This is a genomic window from Aestuariimicrobium sp. T2.26MG-19.2B (assembly GCF_950101875.1).
GTDB lineage: Bacteria > Actinomycetota > Actinomycetes > Propionibacteriales > Propionibacteriaceae > Aestuariimicrobium > Aestuariimicrobium kwangyangense.
Genome location: NZ_CATNLW010000001.1, coordinates 528,445 through 549,350 on the forward strand (window position 1 = coordinate 528,445; position 20,906 = coordinate 549,350).

Sequence of the window (20,906 nt, forward strand, 5' to 3'; positions counted from 1 at the left end):
CTCAGGGACGGATCACCAGCAGCAGGTCGCCACCTTCGCTCTGACGCGTCCCCTGCACCGCGAGCCGCTGCACCACACCCGCGATCGGCGCGGTGATCGAGGCCTCCATCTTCATGGCCTCGATGGTCGCAACCGACTGCCCGACGACGACCTTCTCGCCCTCCTCGACCTGCACGGTGACGGCCCCGGCGAACGGGGCGGCCACGTGACCGGGGTTGGACGATTCGGCGCGCTCGGCAGCGGCCACCTCCGGCTTCACGGAGAGGTCGCGCACCCGCACCGGACGAAGTTGCCCGTTGAGCAGGCACATCACCGTGCGCTTGCCTCGCTTGTCCACCTCACCGATCGCCTCGAGACTGGCGATCAGCGACACTCCCTGCGACAGGGTGATGACGTGCTCGGTGTCGGGCTTCAGCCCGTAGAGGTACGGAATGGTCGGCACCGCCGAGAGGTCACCGTAGGTCTCGCGGTACTCCTCGAACTCCCGGGTGGGACCGGGGAACAGCAGACGGTTGAGCGTCTCCTGCCGCGTGCGTCCGGGGATGGCGAGCTTGGCCAGGTCGTCCGCGTCGACCTCGGTCTGGCGGACCGGGGTCTTGCGTCCGGCCAGCGCCTTCGAGCGGAACGGCTCGGGCCAGCCACCGGCAGGAGTGCCGAGCTCGCCGCTGAGGAAGCCGATCACCGAATCGGGGATGTCGAACTTCTGCGGGTCGGCCTCGAACTCCTGCGGGTCGGCGTTGACCGCGACCAGGTGCAGGGCGAGGTCCCCGACGACCTTCGACGAGGGAGTGACCTTGGTGGGTCGTCCGAGGATCTTGTCAGCCGCCGCGTACATCGACTCGATCTGCTCGAACCGGTCGCCCAGCCCCAGTGCCTTCGCCTGCTGGCGAAGGTTCGACAGCTGGCCGCCGGGGATCTCGTGGGTGTACACACGACCGGTCGGGCTGGGCAGCCCCGACTCGAAGGGTGCGTACACCCGGCGGACGGCCTCCCAGTACGGCTCGAGGTCGGCCACCGCCTTGGGGTTGAGGCGGGTCTGCCGCTTGCCGTGCTGCAGGGCCATCACCAGCGCCGACGCAGGTGGCTGAGAGGTGGTGCCGGCCATCGGCGCCGAGGCGACGTCGACCGCGTCGACACCGGCATCGACGGCACGCAGCAGGGTGGCCAGCTGGCCACCGGCAGTGTCGTGGGTGTGCAGGTGCACGGGCAGGTCGAACCGCTCGCGCAGTGCCGTCACCAGCGTGAAGGCGGCCGGCGGACGAAGCAGTCCCGCCATGTCCTTGATGGCCAGCACGTGGGCGCCCGCCTCGACGATCTTCTCGGCGAGACGAAGGTAGAAGTCCAGCGTGTAGATCTTCTCGTCGGGGTCCGACAGGTCGGAGGTGTAGCACAGGGCCACCTCGGCCACGGTGGTACCGGTCTCGAGCACGGCGTCGATGGCAGGACGCATCTGCTCGACGTCGTTGAGGGCGTCGAAGATGCGGAAGATGTCGACCCCGGTGTCCGCCGCCTCGGCGACGAAGGCGCGGGTCACCTCCGTGGGGTAAGGGGTGTAGCCGACGGTGTTGCGTCCGCGCAGCAGCATCTGCAGCGCCTGGTTGGGCAGGTCGGCCCGCAACTGCGCCAGCCTCTCCCAGGGGTCCTCGCCGAGGAAGCGCAGGGCCACGTCGTAGGTGGCCCCGCCCCAGCACTCCACGCTCAGCAACTCGGGCAGCATCTTGGCGATGTAGGGGGCGACCGAGGTGAGGTCGCGGGTGCGTACCCGGGTCGCCAGCAGCGACTGGTGGGCGTCGCGGAAGGTGGTGTCGGTGACCTCGACGTGGTCGGACTCGCGCAGCCACTTCGCGAACCCGGCGGGGCCGAGCTCGAGCAGGCGTTGGCGCGACCCGTCCACCGGGGCGTCCTTGAGGGAGACCTGGGGCAGCTTCGCCGACGGGTCGAGGCTGGTGAGGGCCTCACCGTTGGGACGGTTGACGGTCACGTCCGCCAGCCACCTCATCATCTTCGTCCCACGGTCGGCGGGGGTGCGCGCCGTGAGCAGGTAGGGGCGTTCGTCGATGAAGTTGGTGGAGATGTCGCCGGCCTGGAAGTCGGGGTCGTCCAGCACTGCCCGCAGGAACGGGATGTTGGTGCTGACGCCACGGATGCGGAACTCCGCCAGGGCCCGGCGGGCGCGCGCGCAGGCCATCTGGAAGTCGCGCCCACGAGCGGTCATCTTGACCAGCATGGAGTCGAAATGGCCCGAGATCTCGACGCCCGTGCCGACGGTGCCGCCGTCCAGGCGAATACCGGCGCCGGAGGCGGAACGGTAGGTGGTGATCATGCCCGTGTCGGGACGGAACCCGTTGGCGGGGTCCTCGGTGGTGATCCGGCACTGCATGGCGGTGCCGCGGATGGCGACGCTGTCCTGACTGAGGCCCAGGTCGGCCAGGGTCTCGCCCGAGGCGATCCGCATCTGCGCCTGCACGAGGTCGACGTCGGTGATCTCCTCGGTGACGGTGTGCTCGACCTGGATGCGAGGGTTCATCTCGATGAACACGTGGCGTCCGGCGCGCTCGCCCTCGGTCTCGACGAGGAACTCGACGGTGCCGGCGCAGGAGTAGTTGATCGACTCGGCGAAGGCCACGGCGTCACGGGTCAGGGCAGCGCGCAGCTCGTCCGAGATGTGAGGAGCGGGGGCGATCTCGATCACCTTCTGGTGGCGCCGCTGGATCGAGCAGTCCCGCTCGAACAGGTGCATGACGTTGCCGTGCTGGTCAGCGAGGATCTGCACCTCGATGTGACGCGGACGAGCGACGGCCTGCTCGATGAACACGGTGGCATCGCCGAAGGCCGACTCGGCCTCGCGCATGGCAGCACCCAACGACTCCCGCAGGTCTTCGGGACGATCGACCCGGCGCATCCCTCGTCCGCCACCGCCGGCGACCGCCTTCACGAAGACGGGGAAACCGATCTCGTCGGCGGCGCGGCTGAGCTCCTCGACGTCGGTCGAGGGCTCACAGGAGGCGAGCACGGGGATTCCCGCCTTGCGGGCGGCCTTGAGGGCGCGCACCTTGTTGCCGGCGAGCTCGAGCACATCGGCCGGGGGGCCGACGAAGATGATGTCGTTCTGGGCGCATGCCTCGGCCAGGCCGGGATTCTCGGAGAGGAAGCCGTAACCGGGGTAGATGGCGTCAGCCCCCGCCTCCTTGGCGGCCCGGATCATCTCGTCGATGTCGAGGTAGGCGCGCACCGGGTGGCCGGGCTCGCCGATCTGGTAGGCCTCGTCCGCCTTGATGCGGTGCTCGGCGTTGCGGTCTTCGAGGGGGAAGACGGCGACCGTCTTGAGGCCGAGCTCGTAGGCGGCGCGGAATGCACGGACTGCGATCTCGCCACGGTTGGCGACCAGAACCTTGGAGAACATGCTGCTGACAATACAGAAGGCACCAGAGGCCCCCGGAGGCTTCTCACGGCGCCGGATCACGGCTCATCGAGGGCCCTGGAACGCCCTCCCGCGGCGCCTGACGGCGGCTCCTCCTCGTGCCGGGACGAGCGGTCACCCCGCCAGGATCACCACGCGGGCTCGACCAACCCCGGAAACCGAAGGTTGGTCGAGCCCGCGTGGTGATCCTGGTGCCCCGGTGGCAGTGGATGAGGGGTCGTCACGCCGGTGCCGGTCGGCGCGACTGGCCTCAGCTGAGCAGGCTCGAGAGCAGGCCCTGGGCGAAGTAGATGACGAAGAGCACGACGACTGCCCACAGCAGCGGGTGGACGAGCTTGGCCTTGCCCTTGATCGCCTTGATGGCGGCCCAGAAGATCACCCCGGCACCGATACCGGCGGTGATCGAGTAGGTGAAGGGCATCAGCACGATGGTCAGGAAGGCGGGGATGCCCTCCTCGGCCTCGTCCCACTTGACCTGCAGCACCTGCCCGATCATCAGGAACCCCACGAAGACCAGCACCGGCCCGGCTGCCTCGGAGGGGATCATGTTCACGATCGGGGCGAGGAAGATCGCCACCAGGAAGGCCAGACCGGTGACCACTGAGGCCAGACCGGTGCGGGCACCCTCGCCGACACCGGCGGTCGACTCGATGTAGGAGGTGTTGGACGACACGGAGCCGAGGCCACCAGCCATGGCCGCGATCGAGTCGACCATCAGGATCTCCTGCAGGTGCGGCGGGTTCCCGTCCTTGGCGAGCAGGCCCGCCTCGGAACCGACGGCCACGACGGTGCCGACGGTGTCGAAGAAGTCGGCCAGCAGCAGCGAGAAGACCAGCAGCAGCACGCCGAGGAAGACGCCGATCGAGAAGCTGCCGTCGGCCTTGAGGAAGCCTCCGAGCAGGTCGACCCGCCCGATCAGCCCGAGGTTGGGGCTGACGAAGTCAGACCCGGAGGGGAGCTTCGGGACGTTGAGCGACCAGCCGGTCACGTTCTCACCGATGCGGGGTCCCACCTTGAAAGCGGCCTCGAGCACGAGCGCCACCACCGAGGCGGCCGCGATGGCGATCAGCATGGCGCCCTTCACCTTGCGAACGTGCAGCAGCACCAGCAACAGGAAGGCGAACACCGCGACGGCGATCGGCCAGCCCTGCAAGGTGCCGTTGACCCCCAGTTGCACCAGTGGGTTGCCCTGTCGGACCAGCCCGGAGTCAGCCAGACCGACGAGGGTGATGAACAGTCCGATCCCGACCGAGATGGCCGCACGCAAGCTGGGGGGCACGGCGGTGAAGATCGCCTTGCGAATGCCGGTGAGCACCAGCAGGGTGATCAGGATTCCCTCCCACACCACCAGTCCCATCGCCTGCGGCCAGGTCATCTGCGGGGCGATGCTGTAGGCCAGCAGGGCGTTCAGTCCCAGACCCGTGGCCAGCGCCAGGGGGAACCGTCCCCAGACACCCATCAGGATGGTCAGCAGTCCCGCGATCAGCGCGGTCGCCGCCGCCACCATCAGTTTCGACTCGGTCAGCGCGGCGTCATTGAGCTGCGACTTCGCGGCGTCCAGGAACTTGGGGGCACCGTTGATCAGGTTGCCATTCCGGTCGGCGGCCGTGCCGATGATCAGGGGGTTCAGGGCGAGGATGTAGGCCATGGTGAAGAAGGTCACCAGACCGCCGCGCACCTCGGTGGCGGTGGTCGACCCACGACGGGTGATCTGGAACCACCGATCGAGTGCTCCACGGCCTTGTCGGACGTCAGTTGTGTGGCTGTCGGGCCGACGCGCGGCCTTGGGGGAGTTGGTGACCATGCACGCATGGTAGAGGCGGGGCTCCGCCGTTCGTAAACTCGGACGCATGTCGAACTCGTCCGCTCCCCCGAACTCCGAGGTTCCCACGGCCCGGCAGCGCCCCCGGGGCCTCGTCCAGGCCCCGATCGAGCCGGTCGACGACAGTGGGGTCGGCGCCTTCCGCGCGGGCACGCTCGCCTTCGCGGTGGCGACGGTGGTGTTGTTCGCGCTGAGGAACCGACTGGACGAGGTCGGACGAGGCTGGTGGCTGGGTGTGGCCCTCGCGGGAACCGTGATCGGTCTGGTCGGACTGTGGTGGACACGTCGACGCGCCCGCCGGCTCGCGCTGGATCAGTCGAACAGGGACTGATCGATCGTCACGGTGTCGAACATGGGCAGCGGGAGTTCGACCCCCCGCTCCTCGGCGACGACGGAGGAGTGGCCGCCACAGCCGTGGTCCATCGAGACGACGTGGGCGTCCGAGGGGGAGAACTCGTTGGTGCAGACACCGAACATGGTTCCGAGCCCACCCTGCAGGCGGACGAGGTAGCCGCAGCTGACGCACTCAGCGGGGGCCTGACGACTCAACTGGTTGTCGGCTCCGGCGTCGCCCGACAGCCACCGCTCGGCCGCCAGGTCACGACCGAACGACGTCAGCACCCGTTCGCGGCCCAGTCCGAGTTCGGCCACCACCGAACGGGTGATCGACCACTCGACCGGGTCGGCATCGGCTGCCTGCTCACCGCCGGTGAAACCGGGCTCCAGGCGGGGGTCGTTGTCAGGGGTCGGAAGAAGCATGCCGGGCACGACGTCACCGGCGAGGATCCGATCGCCCCACGGCACCCACGCGGGGGCGCGGTGCGAGTCGGCGGTCGGCAGCAGCACCACCTCGTTGACGGTGGCCACGCGTGCCCGGGAGGCACGCACCACGGTGACCGCCCACCGCCACGTCCGGTAGGCAGCGTGGGTGCACTCGAACAGGTGCGTCACCACCCGCTCACCGTCGGCCACGACACCCAGGTGCTCCCCGACGCCGAAGTCCCCTGCTTCCTCCTCGGCGGCGACCCGAGCCACCTCGATGGCGGCCGCGGCGACCGCGTCCAGCTTCGGCTTGGCGGACTTGGAGGCAGCGGAACGCGCTGCCGGGGTTCGGGTGGCGACAGGGGTCACGGACACGCTCACAGCTCCAGTTCGTCGGCGACCGCCCGCAGCAACGCGGCGGTCTTGGCGGCTGCCTTGGCGTCGGGGTGGCGACCGTGACGGTAGCCGTTCCCCAAGCCGTCGAGCAGCTTGATCAGGTCTTCGGTGAGACGAGCGAGGTCCTCGGGCTTCTTGCGCTGCTGCTTCGACAGCGACGGCGGTGCATCGATCAGGCGCAAGGACAGGGCCTGCTCACCTCGGCGCCCCTCGGCGACCGACACCTCGACCTTCTGCCCCGGCTTCACGATGGTCACCCCCGAGGGCAGCACACTGCTGCGGAAGTGGACGTCGCCGCCCTCGTCCTTGGTGATGAAGCCGAAACCCTTCTCGGCGTCGTAGAAGCGCACCTTGCCGATGGCCACGTCGAAACTCCTGCTCTGGCCGGTCCCCCGGCGGTCAACTGAACGCTCATCCTACCCCGCAGCCGTTGACCTCGCCCACCCGATTGTGCGCACCGCCGTTGAGCGCCCTGCGAACCGTGCACGCCTCAAAGTGAGCACCCGTTCACGTCATCCCCGCAGGGGTTCTAGTCTGGTGTCAGCCCGCGCCACCAGGCGACGTCGGGACCGCTTCCTCCCCCCTCTGTGTGCCTCATGACCACTGCTGTCCCCACCCTTCCCCTCTTTCGTCGCGGCGCCCTCGGCGAACCGGGTTTCGCTCGCTACCTGACAGCCATGCTGCAGGGGGCAACCGGCTACTGGATCGCCCGCATCGCCCAGGACTGGCTGCTGTTGAAGCTGACCGGTGACGTCACGGCCGTCGGTACGGCTGCCGCCCTCCAGTTCGGCCCGATCCTGCTGTTCGGCCTGTGGGGTGGGGTGCTCGCCGACAAGTTCAACGTGCGCGGGCTGATCGCCGGCGCCCAACTGATGCAGGCGGCCGGGGCCTTCGCGGTCGGCACCCTGGCCCTGCTCCACCTGGTCGAGCCCTGGCACATCTACGCCGCCGCCACGATCACGGGCCTGTCCGCGGTGGTCGAACAACCGGCCCGCTCGTCGATGATCGTGCAGTTGTCGGGACGACACATCGCACAAGGCCTGTCGATGAACTCCATCGCCTTCCAGGCCGCCGGCTTCTGGAGTCCGCCGATGTCGGCCGCCATGGTGGCGGCGATCGGCCCGGGCTTCGCGTTCTGGATGAACGGTCTGGGTTGCTGCATCACCGCTGTGCTGCTGTTTCGGGCGCCGACCGCGGATCCCGTACCGCGCGAGGACGAGCGGATCACGCTGCGCGAGGGCCTGCGCACCATGCGCGAGACCACCGAGATCGGTTGGACGATGGTGCTGCTGGCCAGCGTCTCCCTGCTGGCCCTGGCGATGCCCCTGGTCTTCGCCGGGATGGCGAACGAGGTGTTCCACAGCGGCATCCCCGGGTACTCGGTGTTCAACTCCGTGATGGCCGCCGGCTGCATCGTCGGTTCCCTGCTCGCGGGACGAACCCGTGGCAAGGCACGACTGCGCCATTTGGTCGGCCTGCTGTGGATCTCAGCCTGCTTCCTCGCGATCGGCGCCGTCGCTCCCTCACCCCTGCTCTATGCCGCGGTGATCGTGGTGCACTCGGTGACCATCACCTGCTTCCAGTTGCTCAGCAATGCCCTGGTGCAGATGAGCGTCGACCCGGCGGCCCGCGGCCGGGTGATGGGCCTGTACCTGTTGATCGCCTTCGGCGGCATGAGCCTGTCGCAGCCCCTGGTGGGCCTGCTGGTCGACGGCGTCGGTCCGCGCCTGGCCCAGTTGGTGCTGGCAGGACTGCTCGCCGTGGGCACCGTCCTGTCGTCGCTCGCCATCGGACGATTCACCGGTCAGACGGTGCGGGTCAGCCGGCGGGGGCTGCGGATCCAGGATCCGGAGGTGCCCCGGTTCGTCCGGATGGCACTGCGTGACGCCTCGGTCGCGGTCGAACGGGCCGGGCAGACGGTCGAGCGGGCCGAGCGGGCACCGCTTCGTCCGTTGCCGAAGGTGACCGACCACGAACCACCCGCCTGAGGCCGGAGGGCCGCAGTCGCCGGACCGGTCCCCATCGGGGGGCCGATCAGTGGGGGGTTGTTCAGCGCGGGCTGGTCAGAGCCCGGGAACCTGCTGCCACTCGGGCAGGTGCTCGAAGATGTCGCGGTAGTAGCCGTCGAAGGTGAGCTTGGACGCGGCCGCCTCGTCGACCACCACCACCGCATTGCGGTGGAATTGCATCACCGAGGCCGGGCACATGCTGGTCACCGGTCCCTCGACAGCGGCGGCGATGGCGTCGGCCTTCTTGGTGCCGGTGGCCACGAGCACCAGACGGCGCGCGTCCATGATGGTGCCCAGTCCCTGGGTGACGCAGTGGGTCGGCACCTTCACGTCATGGCTGAAGAAGCGCTCGTTGTCCTGCCGGGTGCGGGCCGTGAGGGTCTTGATGCGGGTCCGTGACTGCAGCGACGAGGTGGGCTCGTTGAAGCCGATGTGTCCGTTGGAGCCGATCCCGAGGATCTGCACGTCGATGCCCCCGGCGGCGACGATCTCGTCCTCGTACCGCTGACAGGCGGCTTCGATGTCGGTGGCCATGCCGTCGGGCACGTGCACCAGGTCGGGGTTCATCCCACAGGGCACCGTCACCGTGGTGCGGATGGTCTCGGCGTAGCTCTGTGGGTGCGAGGGCGGCAGGCCCACGTACTCGTCCAGCGCGAAGGCCCTGGTGCCGGACAGATCGATCCGTCCCGCGCGGTTCAGCGCCGCCAACTGGTCGTAGATCCGCAACGGGGAGCTGCCCGTGGCCAGTCCCAGTACCGGCTGGGGACGCTTCGCCAGCGCTCCCACGATCCGTCCCGTGGCGGTACGCGCCACCACGTCGGCGTCGGCACAGATGATGACTTCCATCGCACCTCCTCAGGGCGAGCTTGACGCGACCCAGCATGGCAGTGGGCCCGCCACGGGTGCCTCCCCGGCAGGGCAAGCGCGCAGGGACGATGAACGCTGCCCCCACTAGACTCTTCGACATGGCTGACTGGCGAGACGGCGCGGAATATGCGCCCCGGGAGCGCCCCGACGGGTTCGCTACCCCGCGCACCCCTCCGCTGAGCGTCGCCCCGGAGCCCCCACACCTGGCGGACGGCCTGCCCGCCCAGGGGCCGGAGGCGTTCGAGCCCGCTCCGGCCCCCACCCCACCGCTCGATGCCTTGGTTCCCTCCAGCGCACCCAAGCGTGACCCGCACCTGCCGTTCGGCTCGGGCATGAGCATCCACGAGGGGTCGGCCTGGGGATCGGCCCATGCTGCGCCCGGGAGGACCGACCGGGCCTGGGACCCGACCCAGCCGATGGTCACCAGCCACAACTTCGGGCCGCTGTCGGGATCTTCGCCCCACGTGTCCTCAGGCACGCCGGGGCAGGCCTGGGCCCCGCCTGACCCGACCACCCAGTACCCCCCTCCCGGGAACGCTGTCAGCCAGCAGTTCCCGACGAACGGCCCATCGGCCGCCACCGGCCAGTTCTCCCCCTCCGGCTCGTACCCCACACCAGGACCGCTCCCGCTGCAATGGGAACCCCAGTCCCGACCGCCCGCTGCGGGCAACGGGCTGATGACCGTGGTGAGGACCGCCGGCTACGCCCTGGTGATCGTGCTGCTCGCCGGCATGCTGATTCGTCCGCTCTCGTTCGTGCTGCTGCTGTCGGCGGTCGCGCTCTCGGCGATGGCGCCGGTGGCCAAGCAGACCCTGGTGCGGGTCGGGGCGATCGGCGCGGCGGCCGCGCTGGTGCTGGGGCTGCTGGTTCCCGGTGACCGGGACACCATCGACGCGGTCTTCGAATGGGCGCAGTTCGCCTGCTTCGTGGTGCTGGGTGCTGACCTCTACGTCGTCTGGAAGTACCTCGGGAAGGCCAGGACCTGACGACCCCGCCCGCGAGCGCCACCGCTCCGAGGTCGATCGCCGATGTCGTGCGTTCCCTCGACCAGACCCAGTTGACGACCCTGCTGCGGCTGCGGCCGGATCTGGCGCTGCCCAGGCCCGACAGCGTCGCCGAGGTGGTCGAACGGGCGTCCACCCATGCCTCGACGCGCGCGGCCATCGATGCCCTGGACACGTGGCAACGGCGCGTCTGCCACGCGCTGGCCGCCTCACCCGATCTCATCTCGGTGCGCCAACTGGCCGCGTTGTTGGGCGGCGACCGGGGTGCGGTCGAGCACGCGGTGGCTGCGCTACGCGACCGCGCCCTGGCCTGGGGGGACGACAACCACCTGCGCGTGACCCAGGCAGTCCGGTCGTGCTTCGGCACCCATCCGGCGGGTCTGGCCCAACCGAGCCCTTCACCTCTTCCCGACGCAGAGATCGACCGGTTGGTGCGTGAGGCCGGACCCGAGGCCGAGCCGGTGCTCGACCAGCTGCTCTGGAACAGTCCTGTCGGCCGGGTCAGCGGCGCCGACCGGCCGGTACGGCTCGAGCAGGCAACCAGCCCCACAGAACGGTTGTTGGCGCTGAAACTCCTGCGACCGGTCGACGCCGAGACGGTGGTGCTGCCCCGGGAGGTGTCCCTGAGGCTGCGCGGGGGAAGACTCTTCCGCCAACCCGTCGCCACCCAGGTACCCGGATGGCCCGCCGCCCAGGAGTCACGGGTGGTCGAGGCGGCCGGTCTCGGCACGGCGCAGGCGCTGGTGCACTCCGTGGCCGCCGTGATCGACGAGGTCGAGCGGACGAGCCCGCGACCACTGGCCACCGGTGCCTTCAGCCGCCGTGACCAGCAGAACCTCGCTCGGGCGACCGGCACCGGCGACGCGGTGGTCCTGCTGCTCCAGCTGGCCCACCGTCTGGGCCTGGTGGGACGCGGCGGCACGGCGTGGCTGCCCACGGTGACGTTCGACCAGTGGCTGGGCACGGGTCCGTTCGTCCGGTGGCAGGGGCTGGTGAAGGCCTGGCTCGACCTGGCCGGGTGGCCACTCGAGCCCGGTGCCCAGGCGGGTCGCGACGAGGTGACCAGTCCCGAACGTGGCCGGATCGCTGCCGCCCGCGAACTACGGTCGGCGCCGTCCGGGGCAGAGGTGACCATCGATCGGCTCGCGGAACGGTTGGCGTGGCACCATCCCACGTGGTCGCGGGTGGAGGTCGACCACGCAGCGGAGCAGACCCTGGCCGAGGCCGCCGAACTGGGGCTGGTGGCCATGGGACGCCGCACCAGCCTGTGGGAGGTGACCGAGGACCCCGGCTTCCCCGAGGCCACCGATGGGTTCCTGGTGCAGTCCGACCTGACGGCCGTGGCCCCCGGACCGCTGCGGATCGACGTGCTCCGCCAACTCGATCTGGTGGCCGACCGCGAGTCACCCGGACCGGCGACCGTGCACCGATTCACCTCCTCGTCGGTGCGCAGGGGCCTCGATGCGGGGTGGACGGGCGACGCGCTGCTGGATTGGCTCACCGCGCACTCCGCCACCCCGATCCCCCAGCCTCTGCGCTACCTCGTCGGTGACGTGGCCAGGCTGCACGGGGCGATCCGGGTGGCCAGCGTCGGCGCCCTCCTGACCATCGCCGACGGGGCGACCATGCAGGCGCTGTTGCGACACCCGCAGGCGGCATCACTGGGCCTGCGGCAGGTGGCACCCTCGCTGGTCGCCGCCCGCGCGGAGGCGGCCGAGGTGGTCGAGGTGCTGCGTGAACTGGGCCACGCCCCCGTCGCCGAGGACGAGCGTGGCGCTGTCGTGCCCACCCCCCCAGCGAGACGCCTCAAGCAGGTCGCCGTACCCAGGTCGACCAGGCAGCCGGTGCCCTCCTCCGACCAACTGCGACAACTGTCAGCCGAACTGCTGGCACCCAGCACGTCGGTGCAGGCCGCAGTCGACGCCGAGGCGATGGTGGCGGCCCTGCTGGAGGCACAGACAGCGGGCACCTGGGTGAACCTGACCAGGGTGGACGACTCCGGCCGCCGCGGCCGGATGCGGGCGAAAGTGCTGGCAGTGGCCTCGGGGCAGGCCCGACTGGTGGAACCCGGCAAGGGGCAGTCGTTGGTGGCGCTGTCGAGGATCGTGCGCGTCGAGCCCTGACCGCGCCGCCGCGCAGTTTCCGACGAGGTGCCCATTGTGCCAAGGGAGAACGTGACAGGGGGGTGCGGCCAAGCGGCGGGGGGATAATGGACGGCGATGTCGACACCCACCAATGGCCCCCTGATCGTCCAGTCCGACCGCACCCTGCTGTTGGAGATCGATCACCCCGATGCCCATGCCTGCCGGATCGCGATCGCACCGTTCGCGGAACTGGAGCGTGCCCCCGAGCACGTGCACACCTACCGGATCACCCCGCTGGGGCTGTGGAACGCCCGCGCCGCCGGCCATGACGCCGAACAGGTCGTCGACGCCCTGCTCACCTGGTCGCGCTACCCGGTGCCCAGTTCGCTGCTGATCGACCTGACCGAGACGATCGGACGATTCGGCCGCCTGCGCATCGAGAAGCACCCCACCCACGGTCTCGTGCTGGTCTCGACCGACAAGGCGGTGCTGGCCGAGGTGTTGCGCTCGGCGAAGGTGAAGGGCCTGGTCGGGGCACGCATCGATGACGACTCCGTGGTCGTGCACCCCTCGGAGCGGGGTCACCTCAAGCAGGTGCTGTTGACGCTGGGGTGGCCGGCCGAGGACTTCGCGGGTTACGTCGACGGCGAGGCCCACGAGATCTCGCTGGCCGAGGGCGAGTGGCACATCAGGCCCTATCAGACCCAGGCGGCCGAGTCGTTCCACCACGGCGGCTCGGGGGTCGTGGTGCTCCCCTGCGGGGCCGGAAAGACCGTCGTGGGCGCCGCCTCGATGGCGCTGGCCAAGGCCACCACCCTGATCCTGGTCACCAACACCGTTGCCGCCCGGCAGTGGCGCGACGAGCTGTTGAGGCGCACCACCCTGACCGCTGACGAGATCGGCGAGTACTCGGGGGCGGTCAAGCAGATCCGTCCCGTGACGATCGCCACCTACCAGGTGATCTCGACGAAACGGAAGGGCCAGAACCCCCATCTGGAGCTCTTCTCGGCCCGCGACTGGGGACTGATCATCTACGACGAGGTGCACCTGCTGCCGGCGCCCGTGTTCCGGATGACCGCCGATCTGCAGGCCCGTCGCCGATTGGGGTTGACCGCGACCCTGGTCCGCGAGGACGGGCGTGAGGGTGACGTGTTCTCGCTGATCGGCCCCAAGCGTTACGACGCCCCGTGGAAGGACATCGAGGCCCAGGGCTGGATCGCACCGGCGGACTGTGTCGAGGTGCGGGTGACACTGACCGAGGAGGAGCGTCTGCTGTGCGCGACGGCCGATCCCGACGTCCGCTACCGGCTGGCCTCCACCGCCGAGTCGAAGACCCACGCGGTGATCGACCTGGTCGAACGGCACCGCGGCCAGCCGACGCTGGTGATCGGCCAGTACGTCGACCAGCTGCACGACCTGGCCGAGAAGCTCGACGCGCCCGTCATCACCGGCGAGACCTCCAACAAGCAACGCGAGGTGCTCTACCAGCAGTTCCGCGACGGCGAGATCGGCCTGCTGATCGTCTCGAAGGTCGCCAACTTCTCCGTAGACCTGCCCACCGCGGAGGTCGCCATCCAGGTGTCGGGCGCCTTCGGGTCACGGCAGGAGGAGGCCCAACGGCTGGGACGGATCCTTCGTCCCAAGGACGGGCTGGTGGCCAGGTTCTACGCGCTGGTCAGCCGGGACACCGTCGACGCCGAGTTCGCCCAGCACCGGCAGCGGTTCCTGGCCGAGCAGGGCTACAGCTACCGGATCGTCGACGCCGAGGACCTCGACCAGCTCGACCAGTTGTCCGACTGACGCTCCCCAGGAGCACGAGGTCCCGCCAGGACGGGGTCCGTCAGTGGACCGCGGCGGGTACCCGCCAGGCCCGGACGGCCAACACGACCAGCAGCACCAGCACGCAGGTCGCCAGCAGGTTGATGCCGACGAATCCCTGCCACGCCAGCACGGTGCCTGCCGAGGCCGTGATGGCTGCGGCCCCGAAGTTCATGAACGTGTCGACGGTGCCCTGCATCGGCACCTTCAGTTCTGGCTCGACGGTCTGGGCGACCAGCGTCGACCCGGCGATCAGCGTGCACGACCAGCCGATGCCCAGCAGCGCCAGGGCGGGGATGAGCCGCACCAGGTGGGACTGCCCCAGCGCGTCGAGGATGCCGACGGCGAAGGCGACCAGGAAGATGCCCATGCCGAGCACGATCACCCGCTGGGCCCCCCACCGGTCGACCAGCCATCCCACCAACGGGGAGAGTCCGTACATGCCCAGGATGTGACTCGAGATCACGATGCCGACGATCTCCAGGCCCATCGCGTGGTGGTACATGTGCAACGGGGTCATCACCATGACCACGGTCATCATCATCTGACCGGTGATCACCGCCACCATGCCGAGCAGCACGACGGGATGGCGCCACGCCACCAGCAGGCACTCCTTCATCGAGACGTTGCGGTGCACCCCGGGCTGGTGCAGGGGACGCTGCGGTTTGCGCATGCTCACCGTGACCTGGGCCGCGAGCACGAAGGCCGTCACCGAGAAGAGGTAGGGACCCACCAGATGGTTCAGCCCGAGGGCCCGGCCCAACGCCGCCCCGGGTGCCGACAACTGCGGTCCCGCCACCGATCCCACGGTGGTGGCCCACACCACGACAGACATGGCCCGGGCGCGCATGTGCTCCGGGGCGAGGTCGGTGGCTGCGTAGCGGGACTGCAGGCCCGAGGCCGTGGCGGAGCCGAACAGCGTCAACCCGAGGAACAACAGCACCGGCTGCCCGATCTGCACCCCGGTCAGGATGAGCACGGCCCCGAGGGCGCCCAGACCGAAACCGAGCCCGAGAGCCACGCGTCGTCCACGCAGACGAGCGAGGCGTGACAGCGGGAAGGCAAGCAGTCCGGCACCGATGACGGTGGCGGTCTGCGCGAAACCGGCCAACTGGGTGCTCCCCGAGGTCTCCTCGACCAGCACCGCGCCCACCGCCACCCCGGACGCGATGCCGACACCCGAGAGCAGTTGGGCCAGCGCGAGCCGCCACTGGTTGGCTCCGAAGGCCGGGTCGACGGGTTCGACCGCTGCCTGCTCCTGGAGGGCGGTGGTGCCGGTCACGGGGTGCCTCCTCGGCATGATCAGGGTGGCGGGCGAGGGCTCCAGCCTCGACCTGTGGGACGTGCACGTGAACGGCCGATCGCGTCCCGATCGGGACGCGATGGGCTGTTCAGCTGCACATCCTGCAGGTTCTCGCCCGTGCGAACTCTAGTGAGCATCCTCGAGCGGCGCATGAGCGGTCCGGCATCGCGTCACCCCGGGCGAGCGTCAGCTTGTATGGTTACAAACGCATCTGGCACGCCCACCTGGAGACCCGCATGGCAACGACGCCCCCCGCCTCGCCCACCCCCCTGAGCCATCTCGAGGGCCGCATCCTGTTCGGGGCGGCCTACTACGCCGAGTACCAGCCCCAGGGCATCGCCGCGGCTGTCGACCGTGATCTCGACCTGATGGTCGAGGCCGGTTTCACGGTCATCCGGGTCGGCGAATCGGTGTGGTCGACCTGGGAGCCTCGTCCGGGTGAGTTCGACCTCGACTGGTTGCAGCCCGTTCTCGACGGGGCCCACGCCCGCGGCATCGGCGTCATCCTCGGCACCCCCACCTACGCCGTCCCTCCGTGGTTGGCTCGGCTGCACCCCGAGATCGCCGCGGTCCATCGTGATGGCACCCGCGCCGCCTGGGGTGCCCGTCAGGAGATGGACTACTCCCACCCCACGTTCCGCCGGTACGCCGAACGGGTCGTCCGCGCCATCGCCGCCCGTTGGGCTGACCACCCGGCCGTGATCGGCTGGCAGGTCGACAACGAGCCCAGCCAACAGTTGCCCCACAACGCCCACGTGATCGAGGGCTTCCGTGAGTGGCTGCGCGGCAGGTACGGCACCGTCGAGGCACTCAACGAGGCGTGGGGTCTCGTCTACTGGTCGCACCGGCTCAGTGAGTGGGCCGACCTGTGGGCACCCGCGGGCAATGCCCAGCCCCAGCATGACCTGGAGTGGCGCCGCTACTCCGCCGAGCTGGTCACCGAGTTCATCGGGTGGCAGGCCGACCTGGTGCGCGAACACGCCCGGCCCGACCAGTTCGTCACCACGTGCATCTCGTACCCCCGACCCGGCATCAGCGACGACCAACTGGTCGAGCGACTCGACGTCACGGCCGGCAACCCCTACTACCGCATGCAGGACGGCCTGTCGTCGGCCGTCGACCCTGCTGCGGACGCCGGCTGGTGGACCAATGGGCCGTCCGCCCTGTTCACCCAGGCCGACCGTCTGTGGTCGTCGGCCCAGGCACCGTTCCTGGTGACCGAGACCGATGCCCAGTCGATCGGCGGCCACGCCGACCAGTACCCGCCCTATCCGGGTCAACTGCTGCAGGCCGGCACCGCCCTGGTTGCCCGCGGCGCCCGGATGGTGGAGTACTGGCACTGGCACACCCTGCACTTCGGCGCCGAGACCTACTGGGGCGGAGTGATCCCCCACAGCGGACGACCCGGTCGTGTGTACCGCGAGGTCGCGGAGTTGGGACGACTGCTGGGCAGGCTCGGCCCCGCGCTCGAGGGTTACCGTCCCGACGCCGACGCGGCCGTCATCTGGTCGACGGACTCCAAGTGGACCTTCGAGTTCGCCGGACCCCTGGTCAGCACTGGTGGGGTCGACGGGTTCACCCATCCCGACCGCCGAGCCTACGAACGCATCGTCAACGGCTTCGTCGACGGCGCTCGGGCAGCCGGACTGCAGCTGACCTTCCTCCACGATCGCCAGTTCGTCGCCACCGACCCCTCGCAGTGGGTGGAGCGTTACCCGGTGCTGTTCGCCCCGGCCGTCTACGTCGCCGACGACCACCTGCTCGACCGGCTCCGCCGCTACGCCGAGGCAGGCGGCCATCTGGTCGTGGGACCCCGCACCGGGTACGCGGACGAGTTGGCGCGTGCCCGTCAGGCCGTGGCGCCCGACCGCCTCTGGCAGGCCGCAGGGGTCTGGTACGAGGAGTACTCCACCCTGCCCGAGCCGGTGGCGGTGACCGGGACCTGGGATGACCAGGCAGGCACCGAGACCACCCTCGGGCGAGCCACCAAGTGGGCCGACGGTCTGCTGCCCGGCGCACCCACGGGGCTCGAGGGCGAGTCGGCCGAGGTGCTGGCCGGCTACCAGCACCCCTTCCTGGGCAGCTTCGCGGCGGTCACGACCCGCGAACACGGACGCGGCAGGATCACGGTGGTCGGCACCATCCCCGATCTGGCGCTGGGCGCGAAGGTCGCCCGGTTCGCCCAGCCCTCACCGATCGCCGAGCCATGGCACGCCCCCAGCCAGGTCACGGTCACCTCCGGCACCAGCGACACCCACCAGCGCGTCTGGTTCGTCCACAACTGGTCGTGGGACGAGGTCACCATTGGCCTGCCGACCGATCTCGATGAGGTGACCGACCTCGCCGACGGGAGCACCCTCACGGCGGGCGACGACCTCGTGCTCGGACCGTGGTCGGTACGGGTGCTGGGAGAGCCACGCGGCTGAGCCCACCCGCAGGGCATCCACCCCCGCCGAACGGCCGGTCGCCAGGTCCCGCCCGCCGTCGCGGGCGCTGGAGTAGACTGTCGCGTCTGCTCCAGAACTCGCGGGGCCCTCTGAGGGTGCCGACGCGGGTCGTCCGTCGGGTGGTCCCGCCGGACATGCTCACCGTCCGTCGACCGGAGGACCCCGCATGTCTGCCCCCACACCACCCAGCGACGCCAACCCTGACCTGGCCGCCGAACGCACCCACCTCGCCCGTGCCCGCGAGGCACTGGCCCAGATGAGGACCCAGACCAGCGACTGGCGCACCGTCACCGGCGCCAACCACGTCAGCACCCAGTACCTCAAGCAGATGCTGTACCGCCGGGCGGAGTCACTGGTCGACAACCCGGCGGTGCCCCTCTTCTTCGGGCGCATCGACTACGCCGCCTCCCTGGGCGCCGAACGCGACGAAGTGGTGCACGTCGGCCGACGACACGTCTCGGCCGGGCTCGGCGAGGACCCGCTGGTGATGGACTGGCGGGCCCCGATGGCGCTGCCCTTCTACCGGGCCTCGTCCGTCGACCCGATGCAGTGCTCGCTGCGCCGACGGTTCGGCTTCCGCGACGGGCAGATCACCGCCTTCGAGGACGAACCGCTCACCGCCGGGGCTGCCACGGGCACCTCGCAGATCCTGCAGGACGAGATCGAACGCCCCCGAACCGGGCCCATGCGCGACATCGTGGCAACCATCCAGCCCGACCAGGACCTGCTGGTGCGCACCTCGCTGGACCAGTCGATGGCGATCCAGGGCGCGCCCGGCACCGGCAAGACGGCCGTCGGACTGCACCGCGCGGCCTTCCTGCTCTACGCCTTCCGCACCCAGTTGTCCCGGTCAGGGGTGCTGGTGGTGGGGCCCAATGCGTCGTTCCTCAGCTACATCGGCGACGTGCTGCCGGCACTGGGTGAGATCGACACCGACCAGCAGACGGTGCAGAGCCTGTGCGAGGCGTCGTCGGGAGTACGGGCGGTCACCGCGGACGAATCGGTGCGCGCTCTGCTCCTGGGCGATGCCCGGATGGCCGAACTCCTGCACCGGGCCGTGTGGAGTCACGTCTGCCTGCCCACTGACCTACTCGCCGTCAAGGTCGGGCACCGAGTACTCAGGGTGCCGGCCCCCCACCTCGCGCAGGCCGTCGAGGGGGTGCTCAGCCGCGGCGTCCGCTACGAAGCGGGGCGGGTGATGCTGCCCCAGAGGCTCGCCCACCAGGTGCTGCTCCGCCTCGAACTGCAGGGCGAGACCACCGACGACCGGCTGCAGAACCAGATCGCACGCTCCCCCGCGGTGAAGGCGATGGTGAAACAGGTGTGGCCCCAGCTCAAGCCGACGGCGTTGTTGCACCGCCTGTTCACCGATGCCGAGTTCCTCGCCACGCTCGCCGAAGGTCTGTTCTCGGCAGAGGAGCAGACCGTGCTGCTCGACCGGATGCCCCGCAAGTCCCCCGCCGGTCGGTCGTGGACGCTGGCCGAGGTGGTCTGCCTCGACGAGATCGTCGACCTGCTCGAACGAACCCCCAGCCTCGGGCACGTCATCATCGACGAGGCCCAGGACCTGTCGGCCATGATGCTGCGAGCCGTCGGGCGGCGCGCCTCCACGGGATCGGTCACGCTGCTGGGCGACCTCGCCCAGGCCACCACCAGTTGGGGCTCGACCAGTTGGTACGAGGCCCTGACCCACGTGGGGCATCCCGAGGCACTGGTCAACGAACTGGTCGAGGGATTCCGGGTCCCGGGTGACGTCATCGACTACGCGGCCCGCCTGCTTCCGGTCATCGCGCCCGGACTCACGCCACCGCGTTCGATCCGGCATGCGCGGGGTGAATTGGTCTTCGAGCTCACCGATGACCTGCTCGCGGCCCTCGCCGAGAGGGTGCAGCTGGTGTCGGCTCGCGAGGGGATGATCGGCGTGATCGTGCCCGACACGATGGTCGACCCGGTGTCGTCCGCCCTCAGGGTGGAGCACGTGGTGCTGGGCCGCGATGACGCCCCGCAGACGAGTGAACCGGACGAGGCCGACGCCCGGCAGGTGGAGGCCGCCCGACAGGTGCCGGTCGAGGTCGTGCCGGCCAGTCTGGCCAAGGGTCTCGAGTTCGACCACGTCGTGCTGGCCGAACCGGCCGGGATCGTGGCGGGAGAGTCCGACGAACTGACCGGGCTGCGCAGGCTCTACGTCTGTCTGACACGAGCGGTGACCAGTCTGGCGATCGTCCATGCGCAGCCCCTGCCACGGCAGTTGGGGTGAGGGTTGTCGCGGGTCGCGGGTCGCGGGTCGCGGACCGTGTCGGCAGCCGGGCGACACCTGCCAGCAGTCGCGATCGGTGTCTGGAGCCGACCATCCCCGTGTGACCCGAGCATCCCCGTGTGACCCGAGCATCCCCGTGTGACACAGTGACCCTCACGATCTGACCGAGACCAGGACGGGTGAGCATGAGCAAGGAACCGGACGCCGACCCGGGCGACGGCCGCGACGAGACCGTCAACGAGCGGATGGACCGCAACTGGACCGACATCCTGCAGGAGGTGCGGGCCACCCAGACGGGTACCCAGGTGCTTGCCGGTTTCCTGTTGTCGGTCGCCTTCCAGCCAAAGTTCGGAGCACTCGACCAGTTCCAGCGCGCGACCTACCTCATGCTCGTGCTGACTGCGGTGATCACCACGGTGCTCGCGCTGGCCCCGGTCAGCCTGCATCGCTCACTGTTCCGCAAGCAGGTGAAGCCGCGGCTGGTGCGGCTGGGGCACCTGTGCCTGCGCGCCAGCCTGGTCGGAGTCGCCATGATCCTCTGCGCCACCGTGCTGCTGGTCGTCGATGTCGCTGCGGGCCGAGGGTGGGCGCTCGGCGCGACCAGCCTGGTGGTGCTGCTGGTGGTGGGTGTCGCCCTGCTGCCGCGGGTGGTCACCCTCGTCCCCCACGATCGTGGTCGGTGAGGGACTCGGGACGTTGAGGCGCTCGCGAGGTTG

The 20,906-nt window shown here is 69.8% G+C and carries 14 protein-coding genes; 8 read left to right on the top strand and 6 right to left on the bottom strand.

All coding sequences use genetic code 11. From position 1 onward, the window contains the following. Nucleotide 1: 1 nt before the first annotated feature. Together QQZ11_RS02500 and QQZ11_RS02505 are read right to left on the bottom strand one after the other, a co-directional pair. On the bottom strand, nucleotides 2-3,403 hold the full coding sequence (locus QQZ11_RS02500) for a pyruvate carboxylase (protein ID WP_284548507.1): 3,402 nt from the start codon (nucleotides 3,401-3,403) through the stop codon (nucleotides 2-4). Between the two features lie 268 nt (nucleotides 3,404-3,671). Next, nucleotides 3,672-5,069: an NCS2 family permease gene (locus QQZ11_RS02505; RefSeq protein ID WP_284550136.1), complete on the bottom strand. Its 1,398-nt coding sequence runs from the start codon at nucleotides 5,067-5,069 to the stop codon at nucleotides 3,672-3,674. Between the two features lie 202 nt (nucleotides 5,070-5,271). On the opposite strand from QQZ11_RS02505, the gene QQZ11_RS02510 reads away from it, so the two are divergent. Beyond that, complete coding sequence (locus tag QQZ11_RS02510; RefSeq protein WP_284548508.1) at nucleotides 5,272-5,574, top strand: DUF2530 domain-containing protein; 303 nt, start codon at nucleotides 5,272-5,274, stop codon at nucleotides 5,572-5,574. Here QQZ11_RS02510 and QQZ11_RS02515 read toward each other — a convergent pair. Together QQZ11_RS02515 and QQZ11_RS02520 are read right to left on the bottom strand one after the other, a co-directional pair. Further along, complete coding sequence (locus QQZ11_RS02515; RefSeq protein ID WP_446698828.1) at nucleotides 5,556-6,374, bottom strand: DUF3027 domain-containing protein; 819 nt, start codon at nucleotides 6,372-6,374, stop codon at nucleotides 5,556-5,558. The genes QQZ11_RS02510 and QQZ11_RS02515 overlap by 19 nt on opposite strands. Before the next feature lie 8 nt (nucleotides 6,375-6,382). Beyond that, nucleotides 6,383-6,766 carry a cold-shock protein gene (locus tag QQZ11_RS02520; protein ID WP_022909449.1) on the bottom strand — a complete coding sequence of 128 codons (384 nt, stop codon included), beginning with the start codon at nucleotides 6,764-6,766 and terminating at the stop codon, nucleotides 6,383-6,385. Between the two features lie 231 nt (nucleotides 6,767-6,997). Here QQZ11_RS02520 and QQZ11_RS02525 point away from each other — a divergent pair, with 231 nt between their 5' ends. Continuing rightward, complete coding sequence (locus QQZ11_RS02525) at nucleotides 6,998-8,389, top strand: MFS transporter (protein WP_284548509.1); 1,392 nt, start codon at nucleotides 6,998-7,000, stop codon at nucleotides 8,387-8,389. A 75-nt stretch (nucleotides 8,390-8,464) separates the two neighbouring features. Here QQZ11_RS02525 and nagB read toward each other — a convergent pair whose 3' ends face one another. Further along, nucleotides 8,465-9,256 (bottom strand): glucosamine-6-phosphate deaminase, encoded by a 792-nt coding sequence (nagB, locus tag QQZ11_RS02530; protein WP_022909447.1) that lies wholly within the window; start codon nucleotides 9,254-9,256, stop codon nucleotides 8,465-8,467. A 119-nt stretch (nucleotides 9,257-9,375) separates the two neighbouring features. Between nagB and QQZ11_RS02535 the strand changes: the two genes are divergently transcribed. The 3 genes from QQZ11_RS02535 (at nucleotide 9,376) to QQZ11_RS02545 (ending at nucleotide 14,165) form a co-directional block, all read left to right on the top strand. After that, the gene (locus QQZ11_RS02535; RefSeq protein WP_284548510.1) at nucleotides 9,376-10,263 is read left to right on the top strand and encodes a hypothetical protein; all 888 of its coding nucleotides are present in this window, start codon (nucleotides 9,376-9,378) and stop codon (nucleotides 10,261-10,263) included. Between the two features lie 47 nt (nucleotides 10,264-10,310). Then, nucleotides 10,311-12,404, top strand: coding sequence for a helicase-associated domain-containing protein (locus tag QQZ11_RS02540; RefSeq protein ID WP_284548511.1), 2,094 nt, complete (start codon nucleotides 10,311-10,313; stop codon nucleotides 12,402-12,404). A 96-nt stretch (nucleotides 12,405-12,500) separates the two neighbouring features. Then, nucleotides 12,501-14,165, top strand: a complete 1,665-nt coding sequence (locus QQZ11_RS02545) for a DNA repair helicase XPB (RefSeq protein ID WP_022909444.1) — start codon at nucleotides 12,501-12,503, stop codon at nucleotides 14,163-14,165. Nucleotides 14,166-14,205: 40 nt separating this feature from the next. Here the strand turns inward: QQZ11_RS02545 and QQZ11_RS02550 are convergent, their stop codons facing one another. Continuing rightward, nucleotides 14,206-15,465 carry an MFS transporter gene (locus QQZ11_RS02550; RefSeq protein WP_284548512.1) on the bottom strand — a complete coding sequence of 420 codons (1,260 nt, stop codon included), beginning with the start codon at nucleotides 15,463-15,465 and terminating at the stop codon, nucleotides 14,206-14,208. A gap of 257 nt (nucleotides 15,466-15,722) precedes the next feature. Here QQZ11_RS02550 and QQZ11_RS02555 point away from each other — a divergent pair, with 257 nt between their 5' ends. The 3 genes from QQZ11_RS02555 to QQZ11_RS02565 all read left to right on the top strand — a co-directional run bounded on the left by QQZ11_RS02555 (nucleotide 15,723) and on the right by QQZ11_RS02565 (nucleotide 20,873). Next, nucleotides 15,723-17,912, top strand: a complete 2,190-nt coding sequence (locus QQZ11_RS02555; RefSeq protein ID WP_284548514.1) for a beta-galactosidase — start codon at nucleotides 15,723-15,725, stop codon at nucleotides 17,910-17,912. Between the two features lie 187 nt (nucleotides 17,913-18,099). Next, nucleotides 18,100-20,190 carry a HelD family protein gene (locus QQZ11_RS02560; RefSeq protein WP_284548516.1) on the top strand — a complete coding sequence of 697 codons (2,091 nt, stop codon included), beginning with the start codon at nucleotides 18,100-18,102 and terminating at the stop codon, nucleotides 20,188-20,190. Nucleotides 20,191-20,375: 185 nt separating this feature from the next. Beyond that, on the top strand, nucleotides 20,376-20,873 hold the full coding sequence (locus QQZ11_RS02565) for a DUF6328 family protein (protein WP_284548518.1): 498 nt from the start codon (nucleotides 20,376-20,378) through the stop codon (nucleotides 20,871-20,873). Nucleotides 20,874-20,906: the final 33 nt, after the last annotated feature.